Source organism: Streptomyces sp. TS71-3, from assembly GCF_018327685.1.
In the GTDB taxonomy this organism is placed as follows: domain Bacteria; phylum Actinomycetota; class Actinomycetes; order Streptomycetales; family Streptomycetaceae; genus Streptomyces.
The window spans coordinates 3340815-3356604 of record NZ_BNEL01000001.1; the positions used below are offsets into that span (position 1 = coordinate 3340815).

Here is a 15790-nt window from a genome sequence, read left to right on the forward strand (position 1 = left end):
CTCGACGGAGCTGAGGGCCGTCCGCCCCCGGCCCGGGGGAGCGGCGGTGTCCCGCGTGCCGGCACCCGGAGGACGCCCGGTACGGTCAGGCCCGTGACGGATCGCGCCCCCGAGTCGGACCGGGAGTCCGTTGTGACCGCCGCAGGCGCGTGCATGGTCGACAAACCCGGCGAAAGAGAGATCACCATGGCCGAACTGCGCCTGGGCCCCCTGCTGAGGTTCGCGGACTCCTCGTCCGCGACGGTGTGGGTCGAGACGGGCGGCCCGTGCGCCGTCGAGGTGCGCTGTTCGAACGGTGCGGGCGGCACGTCCGAGACCTTCCAGGTCTCCGGGCACCACTACGCGCTCGTCACGGTGACCGGACTCGAACCGGGCACCTCGCCCTCGTACGAGGTCCTCCTCGACGACGCCCCGGTGTGGCCCCTGCCCGGTTCCGGCTTCCCGCCCTCCGTCATACGGTCCCCCGGTGAGGGCGAGGACGAGGGCGACGGCGTGCGCGTCGCCTTCGGCTCCTGCCGCTGGGCCGCGGCCCCGGCGGGCGGCAAGGAGTGGGCCGGCGTCGACGCGCTCCGCACCCTCGCCGGCCGGCTGGCGGCCGACCCAGGCGCCGAACGCCCCGACGTCCTGCTGCTCCTGGGGGACCAGGTCTACGCGGACGAGACCTCCGACGAGACCCGGAACTGGATCGCCGGCCGGCGCGGCCTCGACGAGGCCCCCGGCGCGGAGGTCGCCGACTATGAGGAGTACTGCCACCTCTACTACGAGTCCTGGCTCGACCCCGAGGTCCGCTGGCTGCTCTCCACCGTGCCCAGCCTCATGATCTTCGACGACCACGACATCATCGACGACTGGAACACCTCCGCCGCCTGGCTCGCCGACATGCGCGCCACCGGCTGGTGGTCCCAGCGGCTGCTCGGCGGCCTGATGTCCTACTGGGTGCACCAGCACCTCGGCAACCTCTCCCCGGCGGAACTCGCCGACGACCCGGCCTACGCCGCCGTGCGCGCCACCGAGGACGGCACCAAGGCGCTGCGCGCCGTCACCGAGGCGGCCGACGCCGACCCCGCCTCGTTCCGCTGGAGCTACCGCCGCGACTTCGGCCGCGTCCGGGTGGTGATGGTGGACTCGCGCGCGGCACGGGTGCTCGGCGAGGACCGCCGCGCCATGCTGGACCCGGGCGAGGCGGGCTGGCTGCGGGAGCAGGTACGCCAGGACCCGGAGGCGTACGACCACCTGCTGATAGGCACCTCCCTGCCCTGGCTGCTGCCGCATCTGGTGCACGACGTCGAGGCCTGGGACGCCGCACTGTGCGCGGGCGAGCGCGGCGGCCGCTGGGCGCGCTTCGGTGAACGCATGCGCCGGGCGGCCGACCTGGAGCACTGGGCCGCCTTCCCCGCGTCCTTCGCCGACCTCGCCGGCCTGATAGCCGAGACGGGGCGTGCCACGCCGGGCCCCGCGAGCGTGTGCGTGCTCTCCGGGGACGTCCACCACGCCTACATAGCCGAGGCCTCGTGGCCGTCCGCGCAGCCCGCCGCCCGCGTCCTCCAGCTCACGTGCTCGCCCGTCCACAATTCCGTGCCCGCGTACATGCGCTTCGGCTTCCGCTTCGGCTGGAGCGCCCCGGCCCGGCTGCTCGGCCGGCTCCTCACCCGGCACGGCCGGAGCCCCCGGCCACCGGTGAAGTGGCGCAAGCGGGGAGGGCCGTGGTTCGGCAACCAGCTCATGACCCTGACCCTGCGAGGCCGTTCGGCACGGCTGCGGCTGGAGCAGGCCGAGGCCGACGGGACGCTGCGCACCGTGCACCAGTCCGCCCTGACGGAGGCGTGAACGGCGTCCGGGGCGTGAGCGGCCGGCGGCCGTTCTTCGCTCCCTGTTCTGCGTGCCGACCCGGCCCTCCAGGTGTTCGTGGGGGAGAGTGGGTGCTATGACGAGCCTCGGTTTGCCGGATCGCATCAAAGCGTGTCTGTTCGACCTCGACGGTGTCATCACGAAGACCGCCGTCGTGCACGCCGCCGCGTGGAAGGCGATGTTCGACGAGTTCCTGCGCGGCCGGGACGCCCAGTCCCGCCCCTTCGACTCCTCCGACTACGACAGGTACGTCGACGGCCTGCCGCGTGCCGACGGCGTACGGTCCTTCCTCGCCTCCCGCGGCATCGAGCTGCCCGAGGGCGGCGCGGACGACCCGCCGGGCCGCGACACCGTCCACGGCCTCGGCAACCGCAAGAACGAGCTGGTCCTGGAGAAGATCCGCACGGAAGGCGTGGAGGCCTACGACGGCACGCTCTGGTACGTGGAGGCCGCCCGCGCCCGGCACCTGCGGACCGCCGTGGTGTCGTCGAGCGCGAACTGCCGGGACATCCTGCGCTCCGTGGGGGCCGAGGACCTGTTCGAGGTGCGGATCGACGGCGTCGTCGCCGCCGAGCGGCACCTGCCGGGCAAGCCGCGCCCCGACACGTTCCTCGCCGCGGCGCACGACCTGGACGTGGACGCCCGGAACTGCGCCGTGTTCGAGGACGCGCTCGCCGGCATGGACGCCGGCAGGTCGGGGCACTTCGGCTACGTCGTGGGGGTGGACCGCGTCGGGCAGTCCGACGCGCTGCGCGCCCACGGCGCTGACATCGTGGTCAAGGACCTCGCCGAGCTGGGAGCGGACGCGTGATCACACACACCAACTACGTGGTCGAGCCGTGGAGCGTGCGCGAGCACGGCCTCAACCTCGACGTCCTGCCGCAGAGCGAGTCCCTCTTCGCCCTCTCCAACGGGAACGTGGGATGGCGCGGCAACCTCGACGAGGGCGAGCCGCACGGGCTCCCGGGCACCTACCTCAACGGGTTCCACGAGCTGCACCCGCTGCCCTACGCGGAGGCCGGATACGGCTACCCCGAGTCGGGGCAGACCGTGATGAACGTCACCAACGGCAAGATCTTCCGCCTCCTCGTCGACGACGAGCCCTTCGACCTGCGCTACGGCAGGGTCGACTCCCACGAGCGGGTGCTCGACCTGCGCGCCGGGGTGCTGCGCAGGACGTGCGACTGGGTCTCGCCCGCCGGCCGCGCGGTCCGGGTGCGCTCGACACGCCTGGTCTCCTTCACGCAGCGCGCCATCGCCGCCGTGCGGTACGAGGTCGAGGCGATCGACGGCGACGTCCACCTCGTCGTCCAGTCGGAGCTGATGGCCAACGAGCAGCTGCCCGGCGGCGAGAACGACCCCAGGTCCGCGACCGCCCTCGTCTCACCGCTCGTGGCCGAGCAGCACACCGCTCACGGAGTGAGGCTGCGCCTCGTGCACAGCACCGAGCACAGCGGCCTGCGGGTGGCCGCGGCGGCCGACCACGCCGTCACGGGACCGGACGGGACCAGGGCCGTCAGCGAGAGCGGCGAGGACATCGGCCGCGTCACGGTCATCTCCACCCTCAAGCACGGCGAGAGGCTGACCATCGAGAAGTTCGTCGCCTACGGCTGGTCCTCCACCCGGTCCCTTCCGGGCGTGGCCGACCAGGTCGACGCCGCCCTCGCCCAGGCGCGCAACACCGGCTGGGACGGCCTGGTCACCGAGCAGCGCGGCTACCTCGACGACTTCTGGTCGAGGGCCGACGTCGAGGTCGAGGGCGACGAGCAGGTCCAGCAGGCCGTGCGCTTCGCGCTCTTCCACGTCCTCCAGGCCGGCGCGCGGGCCGAGGAGCGCGCGATCCCCGCCAAGGGCCTCACCGGCTCCGGCTACAGCGGCCACTCGTTCTGGGACACGGAGACCTTCGTCCTGCCGCTCCTCACGTACACCGCGCCCGGGGCCGTCGCGCAGGCCCTGCGCTGGCGGCACATCACCCTGCCCGCGGCGCGGGAGCGGGCGGCCCAACTCGGCCTCGAAGGAGCCGCGTTCCCCTGGCGGACGATCGAGGGCTCGGAGTGCTCCGCCTACTGGCCCGCCGGCACGGCCGCCTTCCATGTCAACGCCGACATCGCCGACGCCGCCGTGCGGTACGTCGCCGCCACCGGCGACGAGGAGTTCGAGCGCGAGATCGCCTCCGAACTCCTCGTGGAGACGGCCCGGTTGTGGCGCTCCCTCGGACACCACGACCACCACGGCGTCTTCCACATCGACGGGGTCACGGGTCCCGACGAGTACAGCGCCGTGCAGGACGACAACGCGTACACCAACCTCATGGCGCAGGCCAACCTGCGCAACGCCGCGGACCTGGTCGAGCGCCTTCCGGAGCGGGCCGCCGAACTCGGCGTCGACGACGAGGAGAGCGCCGCCTGGCGCGATGCCGCCGAGTCCATGCACGTGCCGTACAACGACGAGCTGGGCGTGCACGAGCAGCACGCGGGCTTCACCCGCCACCGGCTGTGGGACTTCGAGGCGGTGCGCGGGGACCAGTACCCGCTGATGCTGCACTTCCCGTACTTCGACATCTACCGCAAGCAGGTCGTCAAGCAGGCCGATCTGGTCCTTGCCATGTTCCTGCGCGGCGACGCGTTCGACGCGGACCAGAAGGCACGCAACTTCGCCTACTACGAGCCCCTCACCGTCCGGGACTCCTCCCTGTCCGCCTGCGTCCAGGCGGTGATCGCCGCGGAGGTGGGGCACCTGCGCCTCGCCTACGACTACACGGTCGAGGCCGCGCTGCTCGATCTGGAGGACCGGGAGGCCAACACGCGCGACGGCGTGCACGTCGCCTCGCTCGCCGGCACCTGGCTCGCGCTCGTCTGCGGCTTCGGCGGCATGCGGCACACCGCCGACCGGCTGGAGTTCGCCCCCAAGCTCCCCGAGCGGCTGCGGCGGCTGGCCTTCAAGGTGACCATTTTCGACCGCTGCCTCGCCGTGGAGGTCAGGGCGGACTCGGCCACCTACACCCTCGTGAAGGGCGAGCCGCTGACGCTGCGGCACTTCGGGGAGGACGTCACCGTCTCCGCCGGCCGTCCCGCCAAGCGCCCGCTCGCCCCCCGCGCGATGGGCCCGGCCCCGAGGCAGCCTCCCGGCCGGGAGCCCCGGGCGACACCGGTCGCGAGGTCCTGACGGTACCGGTGGCCGGCGCCGGCAGGTCTCACGTCGGCGTGCTCCGACCCGGTCTCGTCGGGCGACCGCTGTCGGTAGCCTCGGCCGCATGGTGTTCGACTCCGCTCGTCTGGACCTCCAGCCCTATGGCGGTTTCGACATGGAGCGCTACGTTCGGCGGACGTATTGCAGCTGGGAGGACGCCGGCTGGTTGTCCCTGCTCGTTCAGATGTTCGAGCATGTCGTGGCCGCCGAGGACATCGCGCTCCCGGCAGCCGCGGACCTGCATCTGGTGCTGCCCGTCGCGGGGCGAGCGGTGATGGAGACGCGAAACGGCGGGCGGAGCACCCGGCACACCTGGGTGCCCGGACGGCTCGACCTCAGGCTGCCGGATCAGTCCATCCTGCGGAGCTATCGCTGCGACGGGCCGATGCGGAGCGTGCAAGTCCATATCCCGCGTGGCACCTTCGACGCGGCTGCGGAGCGGGCCGGCGGCCGCACGGTGGACTTCGAGGCCATGGCCGCATCACTGGCCGCGGGAGACCCGCTGGTCGAGGAGGCGGTTCGAGCGCTGGGCCTCCCCTGCGGGGCCGATGACCTCTACGCCGAGTCCGCCGCCTCCTTCCTGAGCATGCACCTGCTCACCCGCCACGCACGGTCGTCGCCTCCCCGGGCGCCGGCGCGGGAGGACAAACGCGTCCGCGCCGCGATGGCGATGATGCGTGATCGCGTCACCGATCCGCTCACCCTGGCCGACATCGCGGGCGAGGTGCACCTCAGCGTCTACCACCTCGTCAGGGTCTTCAAGGACGCGACCGGAGTGACGCCCCACCGGTTCCTCACCCGGCTGCGGATCGAGGAGGCGAAGCGGCTGCTGCGCGACACCGATCTCCCGATCGCCCAGATCGCGCTGCGGTGCGGCTTCGGCACTCCCGGTTCGCTGTCGAACGCCTTCCTGCGGCATGCCGGAGCCCGTCCCTCGGTGTACCGCAATTCCTGACCGCAGGGCCGCAATCCCGAGCATGGGCACGGTGGCGCCCCGTTCCTAGGGTCGTGTTCGGCATCGGCGTTTCTTCCGCCACGGGCACCCCCGCCCGAAGCCGAGCCCTGCCCCATGCGCGCCCGAGGAGTCCCGGAATGCAGTCGTACGACGTCGTCGCGGTATCGGCGGCACCCCCGGCGGCGGTGTGGACGTTGCTGCTCGACCCGCAGAGCTGGCCCGAGTGGTCGCGCATCGACGCGCTGGAACCAGGTCGCTCACAGGGCCTGGCAGCCGGTCGCCGAGACGGCGTCGGGGCCACCCGCGCCTTCCGTACCGGGAAGGTCGTCAGCAAGGAGCGGATCACCGCCCTCGATCCGCTGCGCCGGTTCGGGTACGAAGGCGTCGAGAACCCGCGGATGTCCGATTACCGGGCCGCCGTCGAACTGCGGGAGACACCCGGTGGTGGAACGCGCATCCGCTGGCACGGCACATACCTGGCCCGCCGGGGATCACGCCTGTTCCTCCCGTGGTACCTCCGCCGCTTCATGCGGTCCATGGCGAACGGGCTGGCCGAGTACGCGGCCACTCCGGACGTTCTCCGGGGGCCGCTGGAGCGACCGCGGTGAGGATGTCCTCCCGCCTGCTTCTGTCCGCGAAACCGTCCCAGCACGCCTGCCGGTACGCCGAGCCGCCACGGCGTACGAGCAGTGCCACCTCTCTGATCAGGAACATCGAATGACCGATACCCCCCGCACCGTCCTGGCCCAAGCGTCCGTCAAGAGGCTGTCGCACCCCGGCTGGCCCGAGATCGTCGCCGGACTGGCCTCCTATGCGGTCCTCTACGCGGCCGTGATCGTGTACCTGAACCATGCGGTCCTGCCGCCCACCACGGCGGGCGTCGACGAGTTCGTGCTCTCCGCGCTGATAGGGCTCGGCGCCTTCGTGGTCGCGGCCCTGCTGCGGATCCGCCGGCTCGCGCCGTTCGGTGTGCGGCGCACGAGCGGGCGGTCCCTGCTCGCCGCCATCGGCCTCGGGGTCGTCGCCTACGTGCTCGCCACGGCCGCCTCGCTGGTCTACCAGGCCGCCACGGGCGATCGGCAGAACATCCAGGGCGGCTACCACGCGGCAGCCGCGGGCGGCGTCCTCTGGTACCTCGCGACGGCGGTGTCGGGGTTCGTCGCCACCCCGATCGGCGAGGAACTCATCTTCCGCGGGGTGCTGGCCAACGCCCTCGGCCGCTACGGGGCGCAGGTCAGCGTGCTCGCCAGCGCCGCGGTCTTCGCGCTCGTGCACGGCATCAACCCGGTGCTGCCCGTCGCGTTCGTGGTGGGCGTCGTCAACGCCCTGCTGCTGCGCCGTACCGGCTCGGTGTGGCCCGGCATCGTCGTCCACGCCGTCAACAACGCCCTCGCCATATCGGGGCCCGTGATCACCGCGCTGGCGAGCGGGTGAGTACGCCGACGCGGACCGGTATCGGCGCATCGGCGCGCTCGATGCCGAGCCGGTACCCGGCGCCCGCGCGGGGGAGGGTCGGACGCGGTGTGGTCCGCCGCTGCTGATCAAGGGCGCCGTGCGCGCCGTAGGCCCTTGCCGGTAGCCACCGGCAGCCGCCCTCGTGCCCGCGGCCGTCCGCGGTGCCGGCCCCGGCTGGAGTCCTGGGCCGGGGTCCTGGGCCGGGCCCCTCGGCCCCGTCGGGAACCGACCTGCCCGTTGCCACGTTGAGCAGTGCACGAGGCAAGGTGGGGTTTTCATGGCGTACGGATCGCACTACGGATCTGGATCTCGCTTCGGGCCGCGCGGCGCGGGTGGCCCGGCATCCCCGTCGCGGCGCGGGCGGGCTCTGGGAGCCTTCGTGCTCATGGCGGGCTGGGTCGCCCTGCTGTGGGTGCTGGAGATCATCGACACGGCGAGCGGCCATGCGCTGGACACCTTCGGTATCACACCGCGTGAGCCCGGTGAGCTGCGTGACATCGTGCCCGCCGCCTTCGTGCACTTCGGCTTCGGACATCTCGCGGCGAACAGCGTGCCCCTGCTGGTTCTCGGGTTCCTGGCCGCGCTGTCCGGCATACGCCGCTTCCTCGGCGTCGTCGCCATGATCATCGTTGTCAGCGGCCTGGGCGTCTGGCTGACGGCGCCCGCACACTCCGTGACGGGGGGTGTGTCGGGGGTCATCTTCGGTCTCTTCGGCTATCTCCTGATACGCGGCTTCGTGGACCGCCGCGTCGGCGACATCGTGCTCGGGCTCGTCGTCGGTCTGATCTACGGCTCGATCCTGTGGGGCGCCCTGCCTACGACGTCCGGGATCAGCTGGCAGGCGCATCTGTTCGGACTCCTGGGCGGGGTGATCGCGGCCCTGGCGTTCCGGAGGTCTCGCGGCGGTGTCCGGATCAGGCCGGTCCGGCCCTTCACACCGGTACGCCGACCGGGCGCGCCGTAGGCGGGCTCACCCGCGGGGTCCCGGTCCGGGCCCGTATCCGGTCGCGATCCCGGTCCGGGCCCGTATCCGGTCACGGAAACCCGAAAGGCGCCCCCGGAATCCGAGGGCGCCCCAGGTGAGCGTGGTGGTGATCGGTGCCCGGCGAGAGCCCCGACCCCGTCAGTCGATCGTGATCTCTCCCATGGCGCTCCATCCCTGCGCGCCCGGAATGGTGGTGCTGACGATGTCGGGGGTACGGCGCAGTAGGGGGCGGATGGTCTCCAGCCCGGCGCGGAAGTGGTCGGAGGTGACGTGGGCCTCGGCGGCGTCGTCCTGGAAGGCCTCGACCAGGACGTAGGTGTCGGGGTCCTCCAGGCTGCGGGACCATTCGAACCACAGGTTGCCCGGCTCCTGCCTGGTCGCGTTGGTGAACGCCTCGACCTGGCGGGGCCATTCCTCGACGTGCTCCGGCTTCACGGGGAACTTGACGACGATGAAGATCATTGCACCAGCCTACGCCCGCCGTCCGGCACGGGACCGGCCGCGTGCGCGCACCCCTTGTCAGCTGTCGAAGCCCAGGCCGAAGCGGTCGAGCGCCCGCAGCCAGGCGTCACGGCGGCCGCCGTTGCGGTCGGCGCGGGCGAGCGAGGCACGCGTCATCTGGATGCCCGCGTAGCGCAGCGGTTCCGGCGGGAACGGTGTCGGGCGGCGGCGGACCATGCGCAGCTCGGTGCGTTTGGTCGGCTCTCCGGCGAGCAGGTCGAGCATGACGTCGGCGCCGAACCTGGACGCCCCGACGCCGAGACCGGTGTAGCCGGCGGCGTAGGCGACCCTGCCGCGGTGGGCGGTGCCGAAGAACGCGCAGAACCGCGTGCACGTGTCGATCGCGCCGCCCCATGCGTGGCTGAACCGCACCCCGTCGAGCTGGGGGAACGTCGCGGAGAACTGCTCGGCGAGCCGCCGGAACGTCTCGGGCCGCTGGTCGTGCGCCTGCGACACGCGGCCGCCGAAGTGGTAGATCGCGTCGTAGCCGCCCCACAGGATGCGGTTGTCGGCGGTCAGCCGGTAGTAGTGGAACTGGTTGCCCGAGTCGCCGACTCCGTACCGGCCCTGCCAGCCGATCTCGCCGAGCAGGTCGTCCGGTACCGGCTCGGTGACGAGGACGTAGTCGTACACCGGCACGATGTGGGGGCGGACGCGGCGCAGCAGCGAGCGGAACACGTTGGTGCCCAGCGCGACCCTGCCGGCCGCCAGCCGGCCACCGGGGGTGACCAGCGACATGCCGGCCGCCTCGCGCGTCATCGCCAGGACCCTGCTGTGCTCGTGGATGCGCACGCCGAGCCGCAGGCACGCGTCCCGCAGCCCCCAGGCGAGGCGCGCCGGGTCGAGCATCACGCAGCCCTGCCGGTCGAGCAGGCCCCCGAGATAGGTGGGGGAGTCGAGGATCCCCCGCGTCGCCGCGGCGTCGAGCAGCTCGACGGACTCGCCGTGCTCCCGCGCGTTCGCGGCGCTCTCGGCCAGGGCCTCGACCTGCCAGGGCTCCGTCGCGACCGAGAGCTCGCCGGAGCGTTCCAGGTCGCAGGCGATGCCGTAGCGGGCGACGGTGCCGACCAGCTCGTCCAGGTTCTCCCGGCCGAGCCGCTGCAGCGTGGCGATCTCGTCCGGGTAGCGCTCCAGGCCGTTCTCGAGCCCGTGCGTCAGGCTCGCCTCGCAGAACCCGCCGTTGCGTCCGCTCGCCGCCCAGCCGATGCGCCGGCCCTCCAGCAGCACGACATCGCGTCCAGGATCGCGCTCCTTCGCGCGCAGTGCCGTCCACAGCCCGCTGAAACCGCCGCCGACGACCGCGAGATCGCACCGCCCGCTGCCCGCCAGGGCGGGCAGCGCGTCCGGGCGTTCCGGCCGGTCGAGCCAGAACGGGACCGGGCTGGCCCCGGACCAGCGCGCGTCCTGGCGCCCGGGACCGTCGACCCTCCCGACCGTCATCGCGCCCTCACCCCCGATTCCGTCACTCGGCCGCGGCCGTGGTGCTCTGCCAGCCGGACTCGGCCGCGCCGGCACTCGTGTCGACCCTCGAATCCGCCAGCGGGTGGCGGAAGTAGTCGGGCGACTTGATGTTGTAGACGAACATCAGGACCGCACCGATGGCCATCGTGACGACCGAGATGATGAACTCGCCGCCGACGTCCCAGCCGAGGCCCGGCACCGTCCACGAGGTGCCGCCGTAGTCCGGCGCCCACATGTAGTAGAGGCTCTGGACGAGCACGTACGTGAGCATCAGCGCGCCGAGGGTCGGCAGCACGCCGCGCATCATCAGGTTCCGGAAGCTGCTCGTCAGCGTGGCGCGGTAGAACCAGGTGCACGTGTAGCCGGTCATCGCGTAGTAGAAGGCGATCATCACGCCGAGCGCGTCGATCGAGTCGCTGAGCACGTTGGCACTGATCATCGTGAGCACCACGTAGAAGCCGATCGAGGCGATGCCCATCGCGATCGTGGCGAAACTCGGGGTGCGGAACCTCGGGTGGATGCGAGAGAAGGACTTCGGCAGCGCGCGGAACGAGCTCATGGACAGCACGGTGCGGGCGGTCGGCAGGATCGTGGTCTGCGTCGAGGCCGCGGCCGAGGTCAGCACCATGAGGACCAGCAGCTTCGCGAACACCCAGCCGGCGCCGTGCGTGCCGAACACCGAACCGCCGAGCACGGACAGCACGTCACCGGAGTTGTCCTCGTTGCCGAGGCCGATGCCCTTGGAGCCGGTGCCGGCGAACGCCTGCGCGGCGTAGGTGACGGCCACGTAGGTCACCAGCAGCAGCACCGTCGACCAGATCGCGGCGCGGCCCGGCGTGCGGCTGGCGTCGGCGGTCTCCTCGTTGACCGACACCGCGCTGTCCCAGCCCCAGTAGATGAAGATGGCGACGAGGACTCCGCCGGTGAAGCCCGAGTAGCCGCCGACGCCGGAGCCGAACGGGTTCAGCCAGCCGAGCGACGGGTGCAGGAACCCGGCGGGCGCGCTGCCGCCGTACACCTTCACCAGCGCCGTCACCGCGAACACCAGCAGCATCACGACCTCGATGGCCAGCAGCGCCTGCTGGATGCGCGCCGACAGCTCGATGCCCGCGTAGCAGAGCGCCGTCATCAGCACGATCCATATGACACCGCAGAGCGTGACCCAGAACGTGCTGGCCGCGAGGCCGTGCCAGCCGAACAGCTCGAAGAAGTAGCCGCCGGCTATCTGCGCGAGGTTCGCCATGACGATGACGTCCGCGGCGATGATGCCCCAGCCGCCCATCCAGCCCGTGCGCGAGCCGAAGGTCCGTGCCGCCCAGGTGAACGTCGTGCCGCAGTCCGGCTCGGCGCGGTTGAGCTCCTGGTAGCCGATGGCGGTGAGCAGGATCGGCACGAACGCGATCAGCATGATGCCGGGCGCGTGGATGCCGCTCGACTCGACGACCCAGCCGAGCGCGCTCGCGAGGCTGTAGGCCGGCGCCGTCGAAGCGACGCCGATGACGATGCTGGCGGCGAGTCCGAGGGCGCCCACCTTGAGGCCCTTGGACACGACGGATGGCCGGGCGGGATCGGGTACTGATGTCTGGGGTGTCGACGTCATGGCTGCCGTCCTGTCGTCAGACCGCGGGACGCGGAGAGGCGGTTCGTCTGTGTCGTGGATGGCGGTTCGCTGTGCTCCGGGCGCCGTGGCCCTCGCCGCGTTGTGATCCGGCACGTGCCGGCTGGGCATGTCTGCTGTGCGGGTGAGGATCGTGACACCACAAGCCCGTCGAGACAACAGATTCCGTGGGGAAGTTCACTGATCGCGACGGAAATGCTCTGAAGTCACCACCTGATTTCACATACCGGGGACGCGTGTGTGATGCCGGGGAAACACGTCGGATTGGGGCGGCGCCCCTCAGAACTCGATGTTCGACATCACGTGCTTGACGCGCGTGTAGTCCTCGAACCCGTACATCGAGAGGTCCTTGCCGTATCCGGAGTGCTTGAAGCCGCCGTGCGGCATCTCCGCGACGATCGGGATGTGCGCGTTGATCCACACGCAGCCGAAGTCGAGCCGTTTCGCCATGCGCATCGCGCGGCCGTGGTCACGCGTCCACACCGAGGAGGCCAGGCCGTAGCGGACGCTGTTGGCCCAGCGCACCGCCTCGTCCTCGTCGCCGAACCGCTGCACCGTGATGACGGGGCCGAACACCTCCTCGGTCACGATCTCGTCGCCCTGCACGAGTCCTGAGACGACCGTCGGGCCGTAGAAGTAGCCGCGCTCGCCGACCCGGGCGCCACCGGTCGTCACGTTCGCGTGGCCGGGCAGCCGGTCGACGTACCCCGACACCCGTGCGAGCTGGCTCGCGTTGTTCAGCGGGCCGTAGTCGACACCGTCGTCGCCGGGCAGGCCGGTCCTCGTCGCCGCCGCGCGCTCCGTCAGCGCCGCCACGAAGTCGTCGTGCACACCGGGCGCCACGAGCACGCGGGTCGCGGCCGTGCAGTCCTGGCCGGCGTTGAAGTACCCGGCCGCCGCGATGTCGCGGGCCGCGGCCTCGATGTCGACGTCGTCGAACACGACGACGGGGGCCTTGCCGCCCAGCTCCAGGTGCACCCGCTTGAGATCCCGCGCGGCGGAGCCCGCGACCTCGACGCCGGCGCGCACCGAGCCGGTGATCGACACCATCGCGGCGGTGTCGTGCCCGACCAGCGCGCGGCCGGTCTCCCGGTCGCCGCAGATCACGTTGAACACGCCGGCCGGCAGGAACTCCTGCATCAACTCGGCCATCAGCAGCGTGGACATCGGCGTCGTGTCCGAGGGCTTGAGCACCACGGCGTTGCCCGCGGCGATGGCCGGCGCCCACTTCCAGACCGCCATCATCATCGGGTAGTTCCACGGTGTGACCTGCGCGCACACGCCCACCGGCTCGCGCCGGACCATCGAGGTGTGGCCCTCCATGTACTCGGCCGCGGCGCGGCCCTCCAGCATGCGCGCGGCCCCCGCGAAGAACCTGATCTGATCGACGCACGGCGGGATCTCGTCGGTGCGTGTCACGCCGACCGGCTTGCCGGTGTTGGCGGACTCGGCGCGCACGAACTCCTCGGCGCGCTCCTCGATCGCGTCGGCGATGCGCAGCAGGGCGCGCTGCCGGTCGGCGGGGGTCGCCTCCCGCCAGACCTCGAAGCCGCGCTCCGCGGCGCGCATCGCGGCATCGACGTCGGCCGGGCCCGACACCGGCGCGTGCGCGAGCACGTCCTCCGTGCAGGGATCGTTGATGTCGCTCGTGCGCCCGTCCCTCGCGTCGACCCGTTCGCCGCCGACGACGTTGCGCAGGGTGGGTACGGTCATTCGCGGTCTCCTCGCTCGTTCGCGGCTGCCGGCAGTTGCGGCACTGTAAACCGCAGAGCTCCGTTTTCAACAGGGAGAGGGCGATCCAACGCGTGATTCCGTTGCCCAGGAGCCTCGGTTCAACGATTTTCGCTCCTCTACCCTTGCGTCAAGGACGCATCAAGGTGAAGATGGCGAGGTGGCGGGTGACATGGGTGACCAGCTTGGGCGCTCGCACGGTGTGGTGATGGACGCACTGTCGAAGGCGATCATCGAGCAGCTCCAACAGGACGGCCGGCGGCCGTACGCGACGATCGGGAAGGCCGTCGGCCTCTCCGAGGCCGCGGTGCGGCAGCGGGTGCAGAAGATGATCGACGCCGGCGTGATGCAGATCGTCGCGGTCACCGATCCGCTGACGGTCGGCTTCAAGCGCCAGGCGATGGTCGGCATCCGCTGCGCCGGCGACGTCGAGCCGGTCGCCGAGAAGCTCGCCGCCATGCCGGAGGTCGACTACGTCGTGGTGACCGCCGGTTCCTTCGATCTCATCATCGAGGTCGTCTGCGAGGACGACGACCAGCTGCTTGAGATCATCAGCAAGCGGATCCGCGCGATACCCGAGGTCAGCAGCACCGAGAGCTTCGTGTACCTGCGGCTCCGCAAACAGACGTACTCCTGGGGCACGCGATGACGTACACACAGGCAGACAGCGCCTACGACCACCTCTGGATGCACTTCACCCGGATGTCGTCCTACCGGGACACGCCACCACCGATGATCGTGCGCGGCGACGGCGCCTACATCTACGACAGCCAGGGAAAGCGCTACCTCGACGGCCTCTCCGGCCTGTTCGTGGTGCAGGCCGGGCACGGCCGCGAGGAACTGGCCGAGGCCGCCGCCAAGCAGGCGCGCGAGCTCGCGTTCTTCCCGTTGTGGGGCGGTTACTCCCACCCGGCCGCCGTCGAACTCGCCGAACGGCTCGCCGGCTACGCACCGGGCGATCTCAACAAGGTCTTCTTCACGACCGGCGGCGGCGAGGCCGTCGAGACGGCCTGGAAGGCGGCCAAGCAGTACTTCAAGCTCACCGGGAAGCCCAGGAAGTACAAGGTGATCAGCCGCGCCGTCGCCTACCACGGCACCCCGCACGGTGCGCTGTCCATCACCGGCATCCCCGAAGCGAAGATGGACTTCGAGCCGCTGGTGCCGGGCGCGCACAAGGTGCCCAACACCAACTTCTACCGCGCGGCGGAGATCTCCGGCGTGCCGTCGCTCGCCGAGGACGAGGCCACCTTCGGCCGCTGGGCCGCCGACCAGGTCGAGCAGGCGATCCTGATGGAGGGCCCCGACACGGTCGCCGCGGTCTTCGTCGAGCCGGTGCAGAACTCAGGAGGCTGCATCACCCCGCCGCCGGGCTACTTCGAGCGGCTGCGCGAGATCTGCGACACCTACGACGTGCTGCTCGTCTCCGACGAGGTGATCTGCGCCTTCGGCCGGCTCGGGACGATGTTCGGCGCGCAGCGGTACGGCTACCAGCCCGACATCATCACCTGCGCGAAGGGCATGACCTCCGGCTACTCGCCGATCGGGGCCGCGATCCTGTCCGACCGCATCGCGGCGCCCTTCTACGAGGGCACCAACATGTTCGGCCACGGATACACCTTCGGCGGACATCCGGTCTCGGCGAGCGTGGCCCTGGCCAACCTGGACATCTTCGAGCGCGAGGGACTCACCCAGCACGTGCTCGACAACCAGGCCGCGTTCCGCGCGACGTTGGAGAAGCTGCGCGACCTGCCGATCGTCGGCGACGTACGCGGCGACGGCTACTTCTACGGCATCGAACTCGTCAAGGACAAGGCCACCAAGGAGACCTTCGACGAGGAGGAGTCCGAGCGGCTGCTGCGCGGCTTCATGTCGGGGGCGCTGTTCGAGGCCGGCCTGTACTGCCGCGCCGACGACCGCGGCGATCCCGTCGTCCAGCTCTCGCCACCGCTGATCTGCGAGCAGGAGCACTTCGACGAGATCGAGTCCGTGCTGCGGGATGTGCTCACGAGGGCGGGCAAGCTGCTGTGACCGGCGACCTGATACCGCG

General features: G+C 71.2%; 13 protein-coding genes. 9 read left to right on the forward strand and 4 right to left on the reverse strand.

Annotation, left to right across the window (positions count from 1 at the left end):
• The first annotated feature begins 186 nt into the window (after positions 1-186).
• The 7 genes from Sm713_RS13535 to Sm713_RS13565 all read left to right on the forward strand — a co-directional run bounded on the left by Sm713_RS13535 (position 187) and on the right by Sm713_RS13565 (position 8411).
• Positions 187-1827, forward strand: coding sequence for an alkaline phosphatase D family protein (locus tag Sm713_RS13535; protein ID WP_212911981.1), 1641 nt, complete (start codon positions 187-189; stop codon positions 1825-1827).
• Positions 1828-1924: 97 nt separating this feature from the next.
• Positions 1925-2659: an HAD family phosphatase gene (locus Sm713_RS13540; RefSeq protein WP_212909885.1), complete on the forward strand. Its 735-nt coding sequence runs from the start codon at positions 1925-1927 to the stop codon at positions 2657-2659.
• The gene (locus tag Sm713_RS13545) at positions 2656-5013 is read left to right on the forward strand and encodes a glycoside hydrolase family 65 protein (RefSeq protein WP_212909886.1); all 2358 of its coding nucleotides are present in this window, start codon (positions 2656-2658) and stop codon (positions 5011-5013) included. Before Sm713_RS13540 ends, Sm713_RS13545 begins: the two co-directional genes overlap by 4 nt.
• Positions 5014-5101: 88 nt before the next feature.
• Positions 5102-5992, forward strand: coding sequence for an AraC family transcriptional regulator (locus Sm713_RS13550; protein WP_212909887.1), 891 nt, complete (start codon positions 5102-5104; stop codon positions 5990-5992).
• A 137-nt stretch (positions 5993-6129) separates the two neighbouring features.
• The gene (locus Sm713_RS13555; protein WP_212909888.1) at positions 6130-6600 is read left to right on the forward strand and encodes an SRPBCC family protein; all 471 of its coding nucleotides are present in this window, start codon (positions 6130-6132) and stop codon (positions 6598-6600) included.
• Positions 6601-6709: 109 nt separating this feature from the next.
• Positions 6710-7426 (forward strand): CPBP family intramembrane glutamic endopeptidase, encoded by a 717-nt coding sequence (locus Sm713_RS13560; RefSeq protein ID WP_212909889.1) that lies wholly within the window; start codon positions 6710-6712, stop codon positions 7424-7426.
• A gap of 406 nt (positions 7427-7832) precedes the next feature.
• Positions 7833-8411 carry a rhomboid family intramembrane serine protease gene (locus Sm713_RS13565; RefSeq protein WP_249416272.1) on the forward strand — a complete coding sequence of 193 codons (579 nt, stop codon included), beginning with the start codon at positions 7833-7835 and terminating at the stop codon, positions 8409-8411.
• A gap of 159 nt (positions 8412-8570) precedes the next feature.
• On the opposite strand, the gene Sm713_RS13570 is transcribed toward Sm713_RS13565, so the two are convergent.
• The 4 genes from Sm713_RS13570 to Sm713_RS13585 form a co-directional block, all read right to left on the reverse strand.
• Entirely contained in the window at positions 8571-8894 is a 324-nt protein-coding gene (locus Sm713_RS13570; RefSeq protein ID WP_212909891.1) for a putative quinol monooxygenase, read from the reverse strand.
• A gap of 57 nt (positions 8895-8951) precedes the next feature.
• Positions 8952-10373 (reverse strand): FAD-binding oxidoreductase, encoded by a 1422-nt coding sequence (locus Sm713_RS13575; RefSeq protein WP_212909892.1) that lies wholly within the window; start codon positions 10371-10373, stop codon positions 8952-8954.
• A 22-nt stretch (positions 10374-10395) separates the two neighbouring features.
• On the reverse strand, positions 10396-11994 hold the full coding sequence (locus Sm713_RS13580; RefSeq protein ID WP_212909893.1) for an APC family permease: 1599 nt from the start codon (positions 11992-11994) through the stop codon (positions 10396-10398).
• Positions 11995-12291: 297 nt separating this feature from the next.
• The gene (locus Sm713_RS13585) at positions 12292-13725 is read right to left on the reverse strand and encodes a gamma-aminobutyraldehyde dehydrogenase (RefSeq protein ID WP_212909894.1); all 1434 of its coding nucleotides are present in this window, start codon (positions 13723-13725) and stop codon (positions 12292-12294) included.
• 190 nt (positions 13726-13915) lie between these two features.
• Here Sm713_RS13585 and Sm713_RS13590 point away from each other — a divergent pair, with 190 nt between their 5' ends.
• Both Sm713_RS13590 and Sm713_RS13595 read left to right on the forward strand, forming a co-directional pair.
• The gene (locus tag Sm713_RS13590; protein WP_212909895.1) at positions 13916-14392 is read left to right on the forward strand and encodes an Lrp/AsnC family transcriptional regulator; all 477 of its coding nucleotides are present in this window, start codon (positions 13916-13918) and stop codon (positions 14390-14392) included.
• Complete coding sequence (locus Sm713_RS13595) at positions 14389-15771, forward strand: aspartate aminotransferase family protein (protein WP_212909896.1); 1383 nt, start codon at positions 14389-14391, stop codon at positions 15769-15771. The genes Sm713_RS13590 and Sm713_RS13595 overlap by 4 nt, the downstream gene beginning before the upstream one ends.
• Positions 15772-15790 lie beyond the last annotated feature (19 nt).

Bases quoted from the DNA above. Each gene is read 5' to 3' on its own strand.
- Sm713_RS13565 (WP_249416272.1), top strand. From the start codon at position 7,833: ATGGCGGGCTGGGTCGCCCTGCTGTGGGTGCTGGAGATCATCGACACG.
- Sm713_RS13550 (WP_212909887.1), top strand. From the start codon at position 5,102: ATGGTGTTCGACTCCGCTCGTCTGGACCTCCAGCCCTATGGCGGTTTC.
- Sm713_RS13575 (WP_212909892.1), bottom strand. From the start codon at position 10,373: ATGACGGTCGGGAGGGTCGACGGTCCCGGGCGCCAGGACGCGCGCTGG.
- Sm713_RS13570 (WP_212909891.1), bottom strand. From the start codon at position 8,894: ATGATCTTCATCGTCGTCAAGTTCCCCGTGAAGCCGGAGCACGTCGAG.
- Sm713_RS13540 (WP_212909885.1), top strand. From the start codon at position 1,925: ATGACGAGCCTCGGTTTGCCGGATCGCATCAAAGCGTGTCTGTTCGAC.
- Sm713_RS13585 (WP_212909894.1), bottom strand. From the start codon at position 13,725: ATGACCGTACCCACCCTGCGCAACGTCGTCGGCGGCGAACGGGTCGAC.
- Sm713_RS13535 (WP_212911981.1), top strand. From the start codon at position 187: ATGGCCGAACTGCGCCTGGGCCCCCTGCTGAGGTTCGCGGACTCCTCG.
- Sm713_RS13580 (WP_212909893.1), bottom strand. From the start codon at position 11,994: ATGACGTCGACACCCCAGACATCAGTACCCGATCCCGCCCGGCCATCC.
- Sm713_RS13590 (WP_212909895.1), top strand. From the start codon at position 13,916: ATGGGTGACCAGCTTGGGCGCTCGCACGGTGTGGTGATGGACGCACTG.
- Sm713_RS13595 (WP_212909896.1), top strand. From the start codon at position 14,389: ATGACGTACACACAGGCAGACAGCGCCTACGACCACCTCTGGATGCAC.
- Sm713_RS13555 (WP_212909888.1), top strand. From the start codon at position 6,130: ATGCAGTCGTACGACGTCGTCGCGGTATCGGCGGCACCCCCGGCGGCG.
- Sm713_RS13560 (WP_212909889.1), top strand. From the start codon at position 6,710: ATGACCGATACCCCCCGCACCGTCCTGGCCCAAGCGTCCGTCAAGAGG.